18 protein-coding genes are annotated in these 16,213 nt (G+C 34.2%); 8 read left to right on the top strand and 10 right to left on the bottom strand.

Going from position 1 to position 16,213, the window contains the following annotated elements; translation table 11 throughout:
- Positions 1 to 2: 2 nt before the first annotated feature.
- Positions 3 to 821 carry a 3-deoxy-8-phosphooctulonate synthase gene (kdsA, locus tag NPX36_RS12650; RefSeq protein ID WP_257499085.1) on the bottom strand — a complete coding sequence of 273 codons (819 nt, stop codon included), beginning with the start codon at positions 819 to 821 and terminating at the stop codon, positions 3 to 5.
- The gene (locus tag NPX36_RS12645) at positions 821 to 1,351 is read right to left on the bottom strand and encodes a DUF4199 domain-containing protein (RefSeq protein WP_257499084.1); all 531 of its coding nucleotides are present in this window, start codon (positions 1,349 to 1,351) and stop codon (positions 821 to 823) included. The genes kdsA and NPX36_RS12645 overlap by 1 nt, the downstream gene beginning before the upstream one ends.
- Before the next feature lie 132 nt (positions 1,352 to 1,483).
- Here NPX36_RS12645 and NPX36_RS12640 point away from each other — a divergent pair, with 132 nt between their 5' ends.
- Genes NPX36_RS12640 through NPX36_RS12625 form a run of 4 tightly spaced genes read left to right on the top strand, consistent with a single transcriptional unit; the run spans position 1,484 to position 5,746 of the window.
- Positions 1,484 to 1,978: a SixA phosphatase family protein gene (locus NPX36_RS12640; protein ID WP_257499083.1), complete on the top strand. Its 495-nt coding sequence runs from the start codon at positions 1,484 to 1,486 to the stop codon at positions 1,976 to 1,978.
- Positions 1,968 to 4,055: a polyphosphate kinase 1 gene (ppk1, locus tag NPX36_RS12635; RefSeq protein ID WP_257499082.1), complete on the top strand. Its 2,088-nt coding sequence runs from the start codon at positions 1,968 to 1,970 to the stop codon at positions 4,053 to 4,055. The genes NPX36_RS12640 and ppk1 overlap by 11 nt, the downstream gene beginning before the upstream one ends.
- The gene (locus tag NPX36_RS12630; RefSeq protein ID WP_257499081.1) at positions 4,055 to 4,972 is read left to right on the top strand and encodes a Ppx/GppA phosphatase family protein; all 918 of its coding nucleotides are present in this window, start codon (positions 4,055 to 4,057) and stop codon (positions 4,970 to 4,972) included. The genes ppk1 and NPX36_RS12630 overlap by 1 nt, the downstream gene beginning before the upstream one ends.
- Before the next feature lie 9 nt (positions 4,973 to 4,981).
- On the top strand, positions 4,982 to 5,746 hold the full coding sequence (locus NPX36_RS12625; RefSeq protein ID WP_257499080.1) for a TIGR02757 family protein: 765 nt from the start codon (positions 4,982 to 4,984) through the stop codon (positions 5,744 to 5,746).
- Here NPX36_RS12625 and NPX36_RS12620 read toward each other — a convergent pair whose 3' ends face one another.
- Genes NPX36_RS12620 through NPX36_RS12610 form a run of 3 tightly spaced genes read right to left on the bottom strand, consistent with a single transcriptional unit; the run spans position 5,747 to position 8,086 of the window.
- Positions 5,747 to 6,736 (bottom strand): glycosyltransferase family 2 protein, encoded by a 990-nt coding sequence (locus tag NPX36_RS12620; RefSeq protein ID WP_257499079.1) that lies wholly within the window; start codon positions 6,734 to 6,736, stop codon positions 5,747 to 5,749.
- Positions 6,737 to 7,642, bottom strand: coding sequence for a hypothetical protein (locus NPX36_RS12615; RefSeq protein ID WP_257499078.1), 906 nt, complete (start codon positions 7,640 to 7,642; stop codon positions 6,737 to 6,739).
- A gap of 9 nt (positions 7,643 to 7,651) precedes the next feature.
- Positions 7,652 to 8,086, bottom strand: a complete 435-nt coding sequence (locus NPX36_RS12610) for a type I restriction enzyme HsdR N-terminal domain-containing protein (protein ID WP_257499077.1) — start codon at positions 8,084 to 8,086, stop codon at positions 7,652 to 7,654.
- A gap of 53 nt (positions 8,087 to 8,139) precedes the next feature.
- On the opposite strand from NPX36_RS12610, the gene holA reads away from it, so the two are divergent.
- The 3 genes from holA to serC are packed head-to-tail and all read left to right on the top strand — an operon-like array spanning position 8,140 to position 10,438.
- Positions 8,140 to 9,159 carry a DNA polymerase III subunit delta gene (holA, locus tag NPX36_RS12605; protein ID WP_257499076.1) on the top strand — a complete coding sequence of 340 codons (1,020 nt, stop codon included), beginning with the start codon at positions 8,140 to 8,142 and terminating at the stop codon, positions 9,157 to 9,159.
- 9 nt (positions 9,160 to 9,168) lie between these two features.
- Positions 9,169 to 9,351 (top strand): CAL67264 family membrane protein, encoded by a 183-nt coding sequence (locus NPX36_RS12600; protein WP_257499075.1) that lies wholly within the window; start codon positions 9,169 to 9,171, stop codon positions 9,349 to 9,351.
- A 22-nt stretch (positions 9,352 to 9,373) separates the two neighbouring features.
- Positions 9,374 to 10,438 (top strand): 3-phosphoserine/phosphohydroxythreonine transaminase, encoded by a 1,065-nt coding sequence (gene serC / locus NPX36_RS12595; protein ID WP_257499074.1) that lies wholly within the window; start codon positions 9,374 to 9,376, stop codon positions 10,436 to 10,438.
- Between the two features lie 28 nt (positions 10,439 to 10,466).
- On the opposite strand, the gene NPX36_RS12590 is transcribed toward serC, so the two are convergent.
- Positions 10,467 to 10,913 carry a hypothetical protein gene (locus tag NPX36_RS12590; protein WP_257499073.1) on the bottom strand — a complete coding sequence of 149 codons (447 nt, stop codon included), beginning with the start codon at positions 10,911 to 10,913 and terminating at the stop codon, positions 10,467 to 10,469.
- Positions 10,914 to 11,089: 176 nt separating this feature from the next.
- A complete protein-coding gene (locus NPX36_RS12585) occupies positions 11,090 to 11,857 on the bottom strand; it encodes an MBL fold metallo-hydrolase (protein ID WP_257499072.1) in 768 nt (255 codons plus the stop codon).
- Positions 11,858 to 11,929: 72 nt separating this feature from the next.
- On the opposite strand from NPX36_RS12585, the gene NPX36_RS12580 reads away from it, so the two are divergent.
- A complete protein-coding gene (locus NPX36_RS12580) occupies positions 11,930 to 13,378 on the top strand; it encodes a TonB-dependent receptor (protein ID WP_257499071.1) in 1,449 nt (482 codons plus the stop codon).
- Positions 13,379 to 13,415: 37 nt separating this feature from the next.
- Here NPX36_RS12580 and chrA read toward each other — a convergent pair whose 3' ends face one another.
- Genes chrA through NPX36_RS12565 form a run of 3 tightly spaced genes read right to left on the bottom strand, consistent with a single transcriptional unit; the run spans position 13,416 to position 16,198 of the window.
- A complete protein-coding gene (chrA, locus tag NPX36_RS12575) occupies positions 13,416 to 14,546 on the bottom strand; it encodes a chromate efflux transporter (protein WP_257499070.1) in 1,131 nt (376 codons plus the stop codon).
- A 13-nt stretch (positions 14,547 to 14,559) separates the two neighbouring features.
- Positions 14,560 to 15,591, bottom strand: a complete 1,032-nt coding sequence (gene arsB, locus NPX36_RS12570) for an ACR3 family arsenite efflux transporter (protein WP_257499069.1) — start codon at positions 15,589 to 15,591, stop codon at positions 14,560 to 14,562.
- Position 15,592: 1 nt separating this feature from the next.
- Complete coding sequence (locus NPX36_RS12565) at positions 15,593 to 16,198, bottom strand: arsenate-mycothiol transferase ArsC (protein ID WP_257499068.1); 606 nt, start codon at positions 16,196 to 16,198, stop codon at positions 15,593 to 15,595.
- Between the last annotated feature and the right edge of the window lie 15 nt (positions 16,199 to 16,213).

The raw sequence follows: 16,213 nt of genomic DNA, 5'->3' as shown, positions 1-16,213 counted from the left end.
CATTAAAAATTTCTAACCGTTTGTCGGATAGCTACTAGCTTTTCCATTAAAGCTTCAAAGTAATCTAAATGCAACATGTTTGCGCCATCACTCTTTGCATTCGCAGGGTCGAAATGTGTTTCAATAAAAATTCCGTCCACGCCCACAGCAATACCAGCTTTTGCCACTGTTTCAATTAAATCGGGTCTTCCGCCTGTTACACCACTTGCTTGGTTGGGTTGTTGCAAAGAATGTGTAATGTCTAAAACTGTGGTAGCATATTGTTGCATGGTAGGAATACCGCGGTAATCCACAATCATATCTTGGTATCCAAACATCGTACCTCGATCGGTCACCATCACGTTTTCATTTTGGCAATCCAACACTTTTTGAACGGCGTGTTTCATACTTTCCGGGCTCATGAATTGTCCTTTCTTTAAATTCACCGTTTTGCCTGTTTTGGCTGCTGCAACCACTAAATCGGTTTGGCGTACCAAAAAAGCAGGTATTTGTAGCACATCTACATAAGCTGCCGCCATTTCTGCATCGCTGCTTTCATGAATATCAGTAACCGTTGGCACATGGAATTCATTGGAAACCTTTTGCAGTATTTTCAATGCTTTTTCATCACCAATTCCTGTAAAAGAATCAATTCGTGAACGGTTTGCTTTTTTAAACGAGCCTTTAAAAACCAACGGAATTTGCAAGCGATCGGTAATAGCAATCAATCGTTCAGCAATTTTCAATGCCATTTCTTCGCTTTCAATCGCACAAGGACCTGCTAATACAAAAAAGTTGCCGCTGTTTAAATGTTTAATTTGGGGTATGTTTGCTAAATTCATTATTTTTTCTTTTTATTGAAGTTGGTTTGGGTTGGCGGGGTGTTGATTACTTGTTTTTTAGTTTTAAAAACCCACGCATACAAAGCAGAGTAAATCACGCCTAAAGATAAAGCGTTCATCACACCTTGCCTAATCGTAAAATTCATATTGTGGATTAATTCTAAACTTTCACGCGTTTGTTTTCCTTTAGAAAGTTGATAATTAATGATGTTTTCAAAATAATCGGGCGAAATATTTTCATAAATGATATATTGCGAAATAGGACTTAGAAGGGTTAACAATCCGGTAAGGAATAAACCAAACTTAAAAGCACTTTTAAATTCCCAAACGGCGTTTTTTCCTAATGATTTTTTCTTGTCGATAAAAGCAATTGCCCACAAAAAAGTCAAAATCACATAATAAATAAAGGCCGTTACAATAATATTGCTAAAATCTTTATGATAACCCAAAGCACTCTCTAAAGCCGCCCAACCGCAAGTAAATGCAGTAATTAAAGCCGCCCATTTCAGCTCGATTCCTATTTTGTTCATTGTACGTTTTATGTTTTAACAAAATTAATCAAACTTTTATCACAAAAAAAATGTGTCATCTTAAAAATTACTAAATGATTTTTTCTATATTTAGTAAAAAATAAACGATTGTTTAAAATAAAAGTGTTGGGTATGAAAAAATTAATATTAATAAGGCACGGAAAATCATCATGGGATATGCCAATTGAAGACCATGAACGCCCGTTGACAAATAAAGGCATTAAAAACTCCAATGCAGTTTTTGAAACTATTCAAGATAAATTACCCGAACGCTTTTTAATATGGTCTAGTACTGCGAAGAGAGCGCATGACACGGCTAAAATCTTCAATGAAGTCTTAAATATTCCGCAAGAATTAACGGTATTAAAGCAAGATTTATACACTTTTGATGCCACACATTTAACCAAAATAATAAGAAATTGTAAAGATTCGGTTCCAAGTCTTATTATTTTTGGGCATAACAATGCAATTACCGATTTTGTTAATACATTTGGCGATAAATTTATAGATAATGTTCCCACGTCGGGTATCGTGATTTTAGAATTCAACGATGAGAATTGGAACACTATAAAAAAAGGTACTGTTACCGAAACTTTATTTCCAAAAGATTTAATAAATGCAAGTTAATCAACCAAAATATATTGACCGCGAAAAAAGCTGGTTAGCGTTCAACGAGCGCGTGTTGCAGGAAGCCGCAGACCACACGGTGCCCCTTTTGGACCGTTTGCGGTTCTTAGGAATTTTTTCAAATAATTTAGATGAATTTTTTAGGGTTCGATATGCATCAATTCGCAGAATATCCATTTCGAAAGACCAACAAAAAAAGTTGATAAGCGGTATTTCTGCCAAAGAATTATTGCAAGACATCACCGAGATTGTGATTAATCAGCAATCAAAAAGCTTGGCAATTTTAAACGAAATTGAAGAAGAACTTCAAAAAGAAGGGATTTTTATTGTAGATGAAACACAAATCAACCACGAACAACAACAATTTATCCGCGAATTTTTTATTCACAATGTGAGTCCGGTTTTGGTAACCATTATTTTGAATGATTTAGCCGAATTTCCGTTGATCAGAGATGCATACGGATATTTAGCTGTAAAATTGGTAAAAAAGTCCAGCGAAGATTCTGTAAAATCAATCAAAAAACGCACCCGTTATGCTTTAATAGAAATACCTACACACATCAATAGATTTGTAGAACTGCCTAAAATCGACGGAAAGCAGTATATTATTTTGCTTGATGACGTGATTCGATTTAATTTAGATTATATCTTTTCGATTTTCGATTACGAGAGTATTTCTGCACACATGATAAAAATTACCCGCGATGCCGAGTTGGATTTCGATTCAGATTTACATAAATCTTTTTTAGAGAAAATTTCCAATTCAGTGCGTGAACGCAGGCTGGGCGAGGTGGTTCGATTTGTGTACGACAGCACTATTGACAAAGACACCCTTGATTTCTTCTTAGATAAAATGGATATCGAAGCAGTAGATAGCATCATTCCGGGAGGGCGTTATCACAACCGCCGCGATTATATGAATTTTCCCAATTTAGGCAGAAACGATCTTACTTTGGGGAAAATAAAGCCAATGCCTGTAAGCGGATTGAATTTGCAAGGGATGATTCAGCAGATAAAAAGCAAAGATTTTTTGGTGCATACGCCTTTTCAATCGTTTAATTATGTAGTGAAATTCTTGCGCGAAGCGGCATTAGATCCAAAAGTAACAAGCATAAAAATTACCTTGTATCGTTTGGCAAAAAATTCGCAAATCATTTCATCGCTTATAAATGCTGCGAAAAACGGCAAACAAGTTACCGTACAAATTGAATTGCAAGCGCGTTTTGATGAAACCAGCAACATTAATTATGCCGAAATAATGCAAGCAGAAGGCATTAAATTGATTTTTGGTGTGAAAGGATTAAAAGTGCACAGCAAAATTTGTGTAATTGAACGCTTAGAAGGCAAAAAAGTAAAGAGATATGGCTTTATATCTACCGGAAATTTCAATGAAAGCACTTCTAATATTTATACCGATGTCACTTTGTTAACTGCCCATTCACGCATCATGAAGGAAGTAAATAAAGTGTTTGAATTTTTTGAAGTGAATTATAAAATCTATCGTTATAAAGAATTAATTGTTTCCCCGCATTACACCCGCTCTAAATTTACCAAATTAATAGATGATGAAATTCAGAAAGCTTTGAATGAGCAACCTGCAATGATTCGATTAAAAATGAACAGTTTATCAGACTATAAAATGATTGATAAATTGTATGATGCCAGTCGGGCAGGAGTTAAGATTCAATTAATCGTAAGGGGAATTTGCTGTTTAATACCCGGCGTTCCCGGATTAAGCGAAAATATTGAAGCAATTAGTATTGTGGATAATTTGTTAGAACATTCCCGAATTTACATTTTCGGAACAGATGATCAAGCAAAAGTTTTTATATCATCTGCCGATTTTATGACTAGAAATATTGACGAACGGGTAGAGGTTACTTGCCCAATTTATGATACGCACATTCAAAAAGAATTAATCGATACATTTGGAATTTACTGGAAAGGCAATGTGAAAGTGCGACTGCATTCCGAGCGATTAGAAAACCGCTACCGTCGTTTGGGAGAATCGCGATTTAAAGCCCAAGAAGAACTTTTCAATTATTACCGAAATAAAATAGAAGTTATTTTAGATTAATGATAAAAATTAAGAAATACGCAGCAATTGATATTGGCTCTAATGCCATGAGATTGCTTATTGCCAATGTGGTAGAAGAGCAAAATAAACCCACACAATTCAACAAAAGTCATTTAATCCGCGTACCTATCCGATTGGGACAAGATGCGTTTACAGTAGGCGAAATTTCAGAAGAAAGCGCTGGCAGAATGATAAAGGCGATGCAAGCTTTTAAATTGTTAATGGACGTTTATAAAGTAGAAAAATATGCTGCTTGCGCCACTTCAGCCATGCGCGAAGCTTATAATGGAAAAGAGTTGGTAGAAGAAATTGCTCAAAAAGCCAACATACATATTGATATTATTGAAGGAAAAACCGAAGCAGCTATTATTGCAAATTCAGATTTACAGGCTTTTATAAAAAGCAATGGACACTATTTATATGTGGATGTGGGTGGTGGTAGTACCGAATTCACTTTGTTTTCAAACGGCAAACAAATGGTTTCCAAATCTTTTAAAAACGGTACTGTTCGCTTGTTGAACAATATGGTTACAGAAAGTGTTTGGACCGAAATTGAAAAATGGATCAAGACACATACTGCCCATTTATCCAATCTAGAAATTATAGGTTCTGGTGGAAATATCAACAAAATTTTTAAAATGTCTGGGAAAACCAATGACAAACCACTTACGCAGAGCTATTTAATGCAACGCTACAAATATTTGAATTCGTTAACCTACGAAGAACGTATTTATACATTGGGACTTAATACCGATCGCGCAGATGTGATTATTCCAGCTATCCGCATTTATGCAAATGCAATGAAATGGAGCAATGCCAAACACATTTATGTACCAAAAATTGGACTCTCTGATGGAATTGTAAAAGCAATGTATTATAAAAACACACAGATTGCGATTCATGAGATTCTTCCGTAAATTTGCAATATGAATTTTAACGAGTTAAAAGACTATCTAGATTTTAAGGCAAATCAATACAACAGCCCTCGGTTTATTGAATCAGATCCTATACAAATTCCGCACAGGTACCAGTTAAAGGAAGATATTGAAATAAGCGGATTTTTAGCAGCTACAATCGCTTGGGGAAACAGAAAAATGATTATCAATAGTGCCGATAAGATGATGCAGGCAATGGGCAATAATCCTTTTGATTTTGTGATGAATGCTTCAAGTAATCAAATCAATGCGATTGATTATATTGTACACCGAACGTTTAATTCAGAAGATTTTAGATATTTTGTGCATTCTCTACGAAATATTTATGCACATCAAGGCGGTTTAGAAGGTGTTTTTTCAACTACTAAACAGATTGATTTACAGAATAGAATTTCGGCATTTAAAAAAGTATTTTTCGAGCTGAGTCATCAGCCAAGAACCACAAAGCATGTCTCAGACCCTTTAAAAGGTTCTTCTTCAAAACGTTTGAATATGTTTTTAAGATGGATGGTCCGCAATGACAACAAGGGCGTAGATTTTGGTATATGGAAATCGGTATCGCCTGCGGAATTATCTTGTCCGTTAGATGTGCATTCGGGCAATGTGGCCCGGACATTAGGAATCTTAAAACGCAAGCAAAACGATGCCAAAGCCTTGCAAGAACTCGATGCGTCATTACGCAAATTAGACCCAACAGATCCTGTAAAATACGATTTTGCTTTGTTTGGATTAGGTGTTTTTGAAGGTGTTAAATGACTATAATTCGTTGAACTTCTTTTTTCCCTTTAAGAAATAAGCAGTTACGATATTATCCGTATAAAAATAATTGGTTTTAGGGTTTTGTTCTGCTTTGTTTTTCAGTTTTGAAAGCATCCCGTAATAAGCAAAATGTGCCTTGATAATGGCAAAAGTGTGCAATGGTTTCAAACTGATAAAAAATTTAATACCCGCTAAACCATCTAAGCACAATCTTTTAAAAATAATTGAAAAACGCTTGTCTTTTGGTACATTTTTATACAGCATACACAGCGAATTTCTGAAGTTTAAAAACGTTTTTTTAGGGTTCGATTTTTTTAAAGTGGCACCACCAATATGGTACACCGTACTTTCATTACAATAATAAGTTTTTATGTTTTGGTTAAAAGCTCGCCAGCATAAGTCAATTTCTTCTTGATGGGCAAAAAAAGCTGCATCAAAGCCATTTAATTGTTTAAACACACGGTTTCTAATGAAAAAACAGGCGCCAGATGCCCAAAAAATGGGTTTGGTTTGGTACTGATTTTTATTTTCTTCTAGGGTATCAAATATTCTACCTCTGCAAAATGGAAAACCGTATTTATCGATAAATCCGCCGGCTGCACCTGCATATTCAAAATAATTTTTGTTTTTAAAATCTAAAATCTTGGGCTGAATAATTCCAATGGAAGCATCGCTTTGAAATAAACTCAACACAGGTTGCAACCAATTTTCAGAAACTTCAATATCAGTATTTAGCAGGCAAATATATTCTTCATTTATCTGTTCTAAAGCCAAATTATATCCTTTTGCATAACCAAAATTATCAGCAAGTTGAATCCATTGAACCGATTTAAAATGTTGTTGCACATATTCTTTCGAAGAATCGGTAGAGGCATTATCTGCAATATAAATAGCGGCTTGGGCAGAAAATTTTTCTACAATTGGTAAAAATTGCTTTAAAAGATTCAGTCCGTTCCAGTTTAAAAGAACAACGGCAATTTGCTTCATTTATTTAATTCTTTCGGCTATTTCTGCTTTTGTAAACTCTTTTAAATCTATATAAAATTCTTCAGCAGTAAAGTTTTTATCGTTTACATAAAAATGTTTTAAGAATTTCTTGGTAATTTCTGCTGAAATCAATTTTGGGTTATTCTTTACAAACGAAATATACTCTTGCTCGTTTTCCATATATAGTTTTTTGGCTGAAATTTCAAAAGTAGGTTTTTCAGGAGTTCCAAAAAGATACATGGTTAAATTATCTGTATATGATTTTTTGGCGAGATCAATAAACTTGAAATCTTTATGCTTTAAAATAAATTTTTCCCAATTTATGATTAATTCGCGTTGGTCTTGCAAGGTGATTTTTTCATTTTTGAACTGCAAGTCATACAAAAGTTTGTGCTCTTTGAATCGCAGTTTTAGATATTGCTCGTATTCAGACGATATTTTTTTGTGAAAAAGATTATAGAAATAACCGGGCTTTATCTTAAAATCATATTTTGTTGAATCTAATTTTCTAAAGTACAGTCCCAATTTTTCATAGAGTTTTTCTTTTCTAAGAATGCTGTCTGGCTTGGTGTTTCCTAATGAATGATAGGTGTTTAAAGTGTTGGTTTCAGCCACGCTAATAGAGTCAACAATCACACTTAGTTTTTTGTAATAATCAATAAACAGCGCCTCTGCTTCTTTTTTATTGGCTTTTTTTAATTTTTTTTGAAGATTTTTTTGCTCATTTTCAAAATGAACTACTAATTCTTGAGCATTTTTATTGGCCAATGCGTAATCCGGATCCGATGCATAGTGCACCTCTGTAATGGTATCATTTGAAGTGTTTGCAGGTGTCATTTTTTCTTTTTCGCACGAAGCAAACGTCAACAATGATAGCAAACTTATATATATGCAGTTTTTACTCATATTTTTTAATTAAGGTAAATCAGCTAAAAACTGATACTTACTGTTTTTATAATCTAATTTGCAATAATAGTGATTTAAACCATTAGTCACCATTAAAAATGCTGCGTTTAAACTTAAATTATACCTTGCAATTTGATCAAAAACCGTTTGATTGATCTTTACATTTGGTTCTTTACATTCCACCAGCAAAAAAATACTTCCGTTGGGTGCAAATACAACAACGTCGTAACGCTTATTCATATTGTTGATTTTCACTACTTTTTCAACATTTATATACGATTTTGGATAATTTTTAACATCAATTAAAAACCGCACCACATGCTGCCGTACCCATTCTTCTGGGGTTAATAAAACGTATTTTTTCCTGATTTCATCAAAAATGAACCGTTTATTTTCATTAATTTTGAAACGGAATTCAAACTTGGGAAAATTTAAATCACGCATAATGCAAATTTATTCATTCTCTTTAAAAAACCTTTATAAATCTACGAAAGTTTATGAGTGAACTAAAAAAAATGCTGACTTCGTTTAAAAAAGAAGGATACAAACCGGTTTATTTTTTAATGGGAGAAGAACCCTATTTTATAGATTTTTTGTGTGATTATTTTACCGAAAATGTCATTTCTGAAGAAGAAAAATCATTCAACCAAGTTATTTTGTATGGCAAAGATGTAACCGTGAATGATGTGATTTCGCAAGCACGGCAATATCCTTTTATGGGCGATAAAATGCTTGTTGTGGTAAAAGAAGCTCAAGATTTAGGGAAAACAATAGATCAATTGGTGGATTATTTTAAAGCTATTCAGCCCACAACCATTTTGGTTTTTTGCTATAAATACAAAAATTTAGACAAGCGAAAAGAACTGTACAAAACGCTTTCAAAAAACGAAAATGCAGTACTTTTTGAAAGTGCCAAGGTAAAAGATTATCAATTAGAAGCTTGGATTAAATCTTTCGTAAACGATAATGGTTTAGAAATTGAACCAAAAGCTGTTGCCATGCTTGCTGAATTTTTAGGAAACGATTTAAGCAAAATTGCAAATGAAATTGGGAAAATAAAGATTATCTTGAATCAAAATAAACTAATTACAGCCGATTTAATTGAGCAAAACATTGGAATCAGTAAAGAATACAACAATTTTGAATTGATCAATGCAGTGGCATATAACAATGAGGCAAAAGCCTTTCAAATTGCTAAATATTTTGCACTGAATACTAAAAACAACCCGTTGGTGGTTACAACTGCTTTACTGTATAATTTTTTTTCGCGATTGCTTCAATACCATGGCATCACTTACAAGAATGCCGGAGCCAATCCTGCAGAAATTGCAAAACAATTAGGGATTAATCCTTACGGGCTGAAAGATTATCAGGCAGCAAGCAAAGTGTATCCAATGAAAAAAGTAAGTCAAAATATTGCAGTGATTCGTGAAATAGATTTAAAAGGTAAAGGAGTAAACGGTAGTTTATCGCACGACGATTTACTAAAAGAATTGATTATTAAATTATTTAGATAATAGAAAGTAATGGGATTAAACAAAAATAAAATACTTGGTTGGGCCACGCTCATTATGGTTTTGATGGGCGGCTTGTTGGTAGGTTTAGCAATTTATAGATATGCCGATGTTGCCGGTTGGGGATTTGGTGCAGTTGGCGTTGGCTTTTTTGCAATAGCATGGGTTTTTAATGCGTTGAAGGGTAGGGTGTAGCCTGAAAATTTTTTTGAAATTTATGAAGATACATAATTTTAGTTCCGGTCCCAGCATTTTACCAAAAGAAGTACTTCAAAAAGCGTCTGAAGCCGTAGTTAATTTTAACAATTCAGGACTTTCTTTGATTGAAATTTCACATCGCGATCCAGCATTTGTTGAAGTATTAAACGCAGCCAGAAGTTTAACCTTAGAGCTTCTAGATTTAAAAGACAAAGGCTATTCGGTGCTTTTTTTGCAAGGAGGTGCTAGTATGGAGTTTGTGCGAATTGCTACTAACTTACTCAATAAAAAAGCGGGCTATATTAATACAGGAAACTGGGCAAACAACGCTCAAATGGAAGCTTCTTTTATTGGTGAAGTTCAAGAGATAGCTTCTTCAAAAGATAGAAACTATTCGTACATCCCAAAATCTATTCATATTCCCCAAGATTTAGATTATGTACACATTACATCAAACAATACAATTTACGGAACACAATACAGCGAATTTCCAACCGTTGATGTGCCCTTGGTTTGCGATATGAGTTCGGATTTGTTTTCACGCGTTTTAGATTTTTCTAAATTTGATTTAATATATGCTTGTGCACAGAAAAATGCCGGCACTTCTGGGGTTAATCTAGTGGTTATAAAAAATGATATTTTAGGGAAGATAGAACGTGAAATTCCAAATATCATGAATTATAGCAAACATATCGAAAAAGAAAGTATGTACAATACTCCTGCTGTTTTTTCGGTATATGTGAGCTATTTAACGCTCAACTGGATAAAAGATAAAGGCGGAATTGCAGCAATGGAACGCAGAAATCGAGCAAAAGCACATTTAATGTATTCAGAAATAGACCGCAATAGTTTATTTTATGGAACAGCACAGCAACAAGATCGGTCTATAATGAATGCCGTTTTTTATTTGAACGAACCACGTTTAACAACACTTTTTGATGATTGGTGCATTAAAAATAGCATCTACGGTATAAAAGGTCACCGCACAGTTGGCGGTTACCGTGCTTCTATGTATAATGCGTTGCCAATTGAAAGTGTGCAACATTTGGTGGGAGTAATGCAGCATTTTGAAGAAAGTATTTAGAAAAAAAAACGTTTCAGTTGAAACGCTTTTAGTACAAAACAGTATCAAGTACTGTAAATTGTGTAGTAGTATCTGGACTGTAATTATACTTAATGATTAATTCTCCCACGACACCTTCTCCAAAAAAATCGATTATTAGCCATTTGTGATTTATAACCGACATTTTATTCACTCTTGTTGGTTTCCCTGAGGCATCTATAGGCAATAGAGGATTGCCACCTTCTTGTTTGTTTAAAGCACTGAAATCTTGCACCACTTTGCTCATAACTACTTCTAAAGGTTGGGGAGCAAATTGCTTTTGGGCATTTTCATTCTTATCAATAGAAAAGTAAGCCGCTTCGTCATAAAGTTTTTTATAAATTTCTAAAGAATCCTTTACCATCGCATTGTTTAAGGCATTGGAAACTTCTTTTTCTTTGTTGCATGAGAAAAGCAAAACGCTACTAATTGCAAATGTTATTATTTTGAATTTCATAATATTACGATTTTTGATTTTGTGTATTATTTAAAGAGTCTTGCACTTTTTTTAATTTAATTTCTAATCGCTCAATGTGCTGTTCTTTTGCTTTTAATACTTTTGAATCATTCACTATCAAAAAAATATTGATAATTAGTGAAAACAAAAACAAATATAAATAAATACGTTTCATTTTAAATATCTAAAATTAGTTGGTCATACGCTAAAAAAACATTTTCGGGCAATGTTTTCTGTACCTCTTCATGAAAACCCATTTGAAAACCAATGTGTGTGAGGTATGCTTTTTTTGGATTTATTTTTTGAATATGTATCAAAGCTTCTTCTAAATTATTATGTGTTGGATGCTCTTGAATACGCAATGCATTAATTACCAAAACATCCAAATTTTTTAATTGATCATAAGTGTCTTCGTCTAATGTTTTTACATCGGTTAAATATGCAAATGCATCCATACGATAGCCCAAAATGGGCAATGAACCATGGTGAACGTTAATAGGAGTGATTTTATTACCTTCCACATAAAAATCTTTTGAAGCTTCAACCTCATGAATGGTTACCGATGGAGCTCCTGGATACCTGTTTTCTGTTTCAAAAATGTAATCGAACCGCTTCTTTAAACTTTCAATCACTCTTTTTTGTGCATATATAGGCATTGATTTACTTTCCATAAAGCAATAAGGGCGGATATCATCTAAACCAGCTGTGTGATCGGCGTGTTCGTGTGTAAATAAAAGAGCGTCTAAACGATCGTTATCAATACGAAGCATTTGTTGCCGAAAATCAGGTCCGCAATCAATCGCTATTTTAGTGTGATTCCATTCAATTAAAACAGAAGAACGTAAGCGCTTGTCCTTTTCATTTTTACTTAGACAAACAGGGTGTTTATTACCTATTACAGGAATACCTTGCGAGGTGCCAGTACCTAAAAAATAAACTTTCACTACATTCTTTTTTACAAAAATAGCACATTAAAAATGATTTTAGTAATTTTATGCCTAAACAATAATAGAAATATGAACAATTTTTTTGCAGAAGATTTAACACTACAAGGAGATCGAGTAACGGAACAAAAACAAGCACTTTCTGACAAAACATTAAAAATAAACCTGAATAAAAATATATACGGATCTTTTGCTGAAATTGGAGCAGGTCAAGAAACTGCACGTCACTTTTTTAGAGCCGGCGCAGCTTCGCGAACCATTGCCAAAGCCATGTCAGCATACGACAAGCAATTTAGCGACGCCATCTATACCGTAGAACCAGACGGACGCTATGTGACAGAAAACCGGTTACACAAAATGCTGAACCATGAAGTGCGGCTTTTGGAAGAACGCTTAGACGAAGCCGATAATCCCAACCGAATCTATTTCAGTTATGCCAACACCGTAGCAACGATTGATTTTGCTAAAAAATTCAAAGGTCATGGCTGGGTAGGAATTCGTTTTCAAAATGAGCCAAAGGGTGCGTTTAACGAAATCATCTTGCACATTCAATTCAAAGAAAACGATGTGCTGTTGCAGCAACGAACTCTAGGAACATTAGGCGTAAATTTAATTTATGGCGCATTTTATCAATACCACGATCCCAAAAAATTAATTTATCATTTGTACGACCATTTAGATAAAGACCAATTAGAAATTGATACCATTAACTTTTCAGGTCCGGCGTTTAAAGAGGTGGACAATCGTTTAATGAGTTTGTTTTTGGTGAAAAATGGAATGGCCGATGCGGTAATGTTTGCACCAAACGGAAAAAACATCCTACCAGCAAATACCTTGTTTAGAAAAAACGTATTATTGCTTCGCGGTAGTTTTCGTCCGGTGACTGTTGTAAACATTAATATGTATCAAAAATCATTGAATCAATTTTTAGCAAAGAACAATTTATTGTTAGAAAACACCGCTGTTATTTTTGAAATTACCTTAAACAACCTTTTAGCTTTGGGTGGTGTAGATGAACAAGATTTTTTAGACAGAGCCGATTTGCTTTGCGCAATGGGGCACACGGTAATGATTTCTAACTTCAAGGAATATTTCAAGGCGGTGGATTATATTTGGAATTACTCCCAAGAAAAAATAGCACTAACAATAGGCATTCCAAGTTTAATTGAAATTTTTGATGCAAAACATTATGCCAATTTAAGTGGTGGTTTGTTTGAAGGTTTAGGCAGATTGTTCAAACACGGTTTAGAAATTTATGTGTATCCATTTTTGAATGAAGAGGAACAAATAATTACAAGCGAAAATATGGATCTTCATGACGATGCCTTAAAACCAATTTATAATTATTTTAAAGATCAAAAGCAAATTATTGATATTCATAATTTTGAAGAAAAAAACTTAAAAATATTTTCGCACAAAGTGTTACAAAAAATGAAAGAGAACGATGAAACTTGGAAAGCGGATGTACCACAAATTGTTGCTGAAATGATTGAAGAACGAAAATTATTTGATCATATTTAAATAGAGAAAAAGAGTTCAAAAATAGAACTCTTTTTTTTTATAAAACTGTTAACAAATATCCCAAAACGGAACCACCCAAAACTATAAATGCATTGTTTATTTTTTTGAAGCTAAATACAGTTGCAATGCTTAAAAAAGCAATTAAAATGGTGCGCCAGTCGGTAATGGTATCTTTACCCATTTCAAAACAAACGGCTACAATCAGGGCAACAGAAGCTACATTCACGGCATCTAAAAAGACTGATAGCAGCTTAGAATTTCTCATTTTCCTAACAATAGGGTTGAGCAACGCCACGAACACAAATGAGGATAAAAATATCGCTATTGTTGAAACGATTGCGCCTGAAAAACCATTAATTTGATAACCTATAAAAGTTACAGATGAAAAAACTGGTCCGGGAGTGAATTGCCCCACTGCAATGGCGTCAATCAATTGTTGTTTTGTTAAAAGCCCGGTTGCCACTAACTCTGTGTCGAGAAATGCAAATAAAACGTAACCGCTTCCATAAAGTATTGCGCCAATTTTTAGAAAAATCCAAAACAAGTTGGTATTGGTTGCAGAAAGTACAGCTGCATTTGAAATTTGTAAGAGGGTTATTGGAAAAAAGCTGGTGAGAGCATGTGGCTTTTTGTTTTTAAAATAGGCTAAAATCAATGCCAGAAACCCTGCACCAAACATCAAGTATATTTCATTTATTCCTAATAAAGAACCCACTAAAACCCCGATTCCGATAAGAATAAGCAATGTTGATTTTAAAGATTTTTTTGCCAGTGGAAAAATGGCTCCAATAATAATGGCAATAATGGCTGGTTTTATCCCGTAAATAAATGGTTGCACTTCTGGAAGTTGCCCGTATTGTTTGTAGAGATAAGCAAAAAATCCTGTAATAAAAACAGCAGGTAAAATAAAACAAAGACCTGCAACAATCAAACCTTTCCAACCGCCTTTTTCGTGCCCAATATGAATCGCCATTTCGGTACTATTGGGCCCCGGAATTAAATGGGTGGCACCTATCAAGTCTAAAAAGTGTTGTTCGGTAAGCCATTTTCTTTTTTCAACAACTTCTTTTTGCATCATAGCAATATGAGCAGCAGGACCTCCAAAACCAATAACGCCCAATTTTAAAAATAGTTGAGCAATATCTTTTAAAGAAGCATCTTTTTCCATTTTCTACTAAATTCTAGCTGTAAAACCTCTTTTGCAACCACAAACTGGCTTTTACCAGTAATATCAACACTGGAACTTCTACCAATGGTCCAATTACCCCCACGAATGCTTGCGGCGAATGAATGCCGAAAACCGCTATTGAAACCGCAATTGCCAATTCAAAGTTATTGCCTGTGGCCGTAAATGCAATCGAAGCATTTTTATCATAAGGAACTTTTAAAGCTTTGTTGACAAAGAAGCTCACAAAAAACATGAACACAAAATAAATGATTAATGGTATGGCCACTTTAAGCACATCCAATGGTAATTCAATTATTTTATCGCCTTTTAAACTAAACATTAACACAATTGTAAACAACAACGCATATAAAGTAAGTGGCGAAATAGCTGGAATAAATTTTCTGTTGAACCATTCAACACCTTTTAATTTTATCAAAAGGTATCGACTCAAAAAGCCTGCTGCAAACGGAATACCCAAATAAATCAATACACTTTCTGTAACATCTTTCATCGACACACTTACGTTGAATTGTGCCAATCCTAATTGAGCAGGCAAAACGTTGATAAACAACCACACCAAAAAACTGTATGAAAGTATCTGAAAAACACTGTTTAAAGCCACCAACATTGCTGTATATTCTCGGTTTGCCTTTGCTAAATCGCTCCACACAATCACCATTGCAATGCATCTTGCCAAACCAATTAAAATTAAACCGGTCATATAATCAGGATCGTTTCGTAGAAATAAAACAGCTAAACCAAACATTAATAGCGTACCAACCACCCAATTCAACAATAATGAAATGCCAATTATTTTTTTATCTTTGAATGCTTTTGGTAGTAAGTTATAATCTACTTTTGCCAATGGCGGATACATCATCAAAATCAATCCAATTGCCAATGGAATATTGGTAGTGCCTGTTGATAAATTGTCGAAAATTTTGGAGATGTCTGGAAACAGATTGCCCAACAACACGCCAACCGCCATTGCCAAAAATATCCATAATGTGAGGTATCGATCTAAAAATTTAAGTTTCGGTAGCATTTTATAAATTGATTTTTGAAAAAATATAAAACATTTCAGCTGCAATTTGCAAACTGCGTTCAGCGTAAACTTTTGATTGCTCTGGCGTATTGTCAGCTATTTTTGGATCTTCAAATGTAATTGGTATTCTTTTTTCAGCTCCGGAAATAAAAGGGCAACCACCATCTGCTTGTGAACAAGTCATCACTGCTGCAAATGCTGATTTTGGGGTAAAATCATCGTCGTATTTTTTTGAAAAACCAATAATCGAATTGCTGTTTTCATTGTATTTTATTGCATAAACGGGATTATTTCCTTCGGATAATTTAAGAATATTAAAACCTTGATTTTGCAAAGTATCTACTATCGTTGGATACACTGCAGTTGTTTCTGTTCCACCGGAATAACATTGAACATGAGGAATATGGAAATGCGCCGCAGCTACTTGTGCCCAAATTTGTGCCAAATGACTTCTGCGCGAATTGTGTGTGCAAATAAAGTTTATATTTATTTCTTGTTTATCTGCTATTTTTTGCTGCACAAAATCGATAAGCGGTTGTAAAATAATTTTCCGTTCTGTGGGAATAGGAGGTAAGCTTTTAACGGTTTTTGATAAGGTTGGATACATATATCAAACGGTTTA

The organism is Paenimyroides aestuarii (assembly GCF_024628805.1).
GTDB classification, from domain to species: Bacteria; Bacteroidota; Bacteroidia; order Flavobacteriales; family Flavobacteriaceae; genus Flavobacterium; species Flavobacterium aestuarii_A.
Note: the sequence above shows the minus strand (reverse complement) of the source record. Positions and strands in the feature narration are given on the sequence as shown.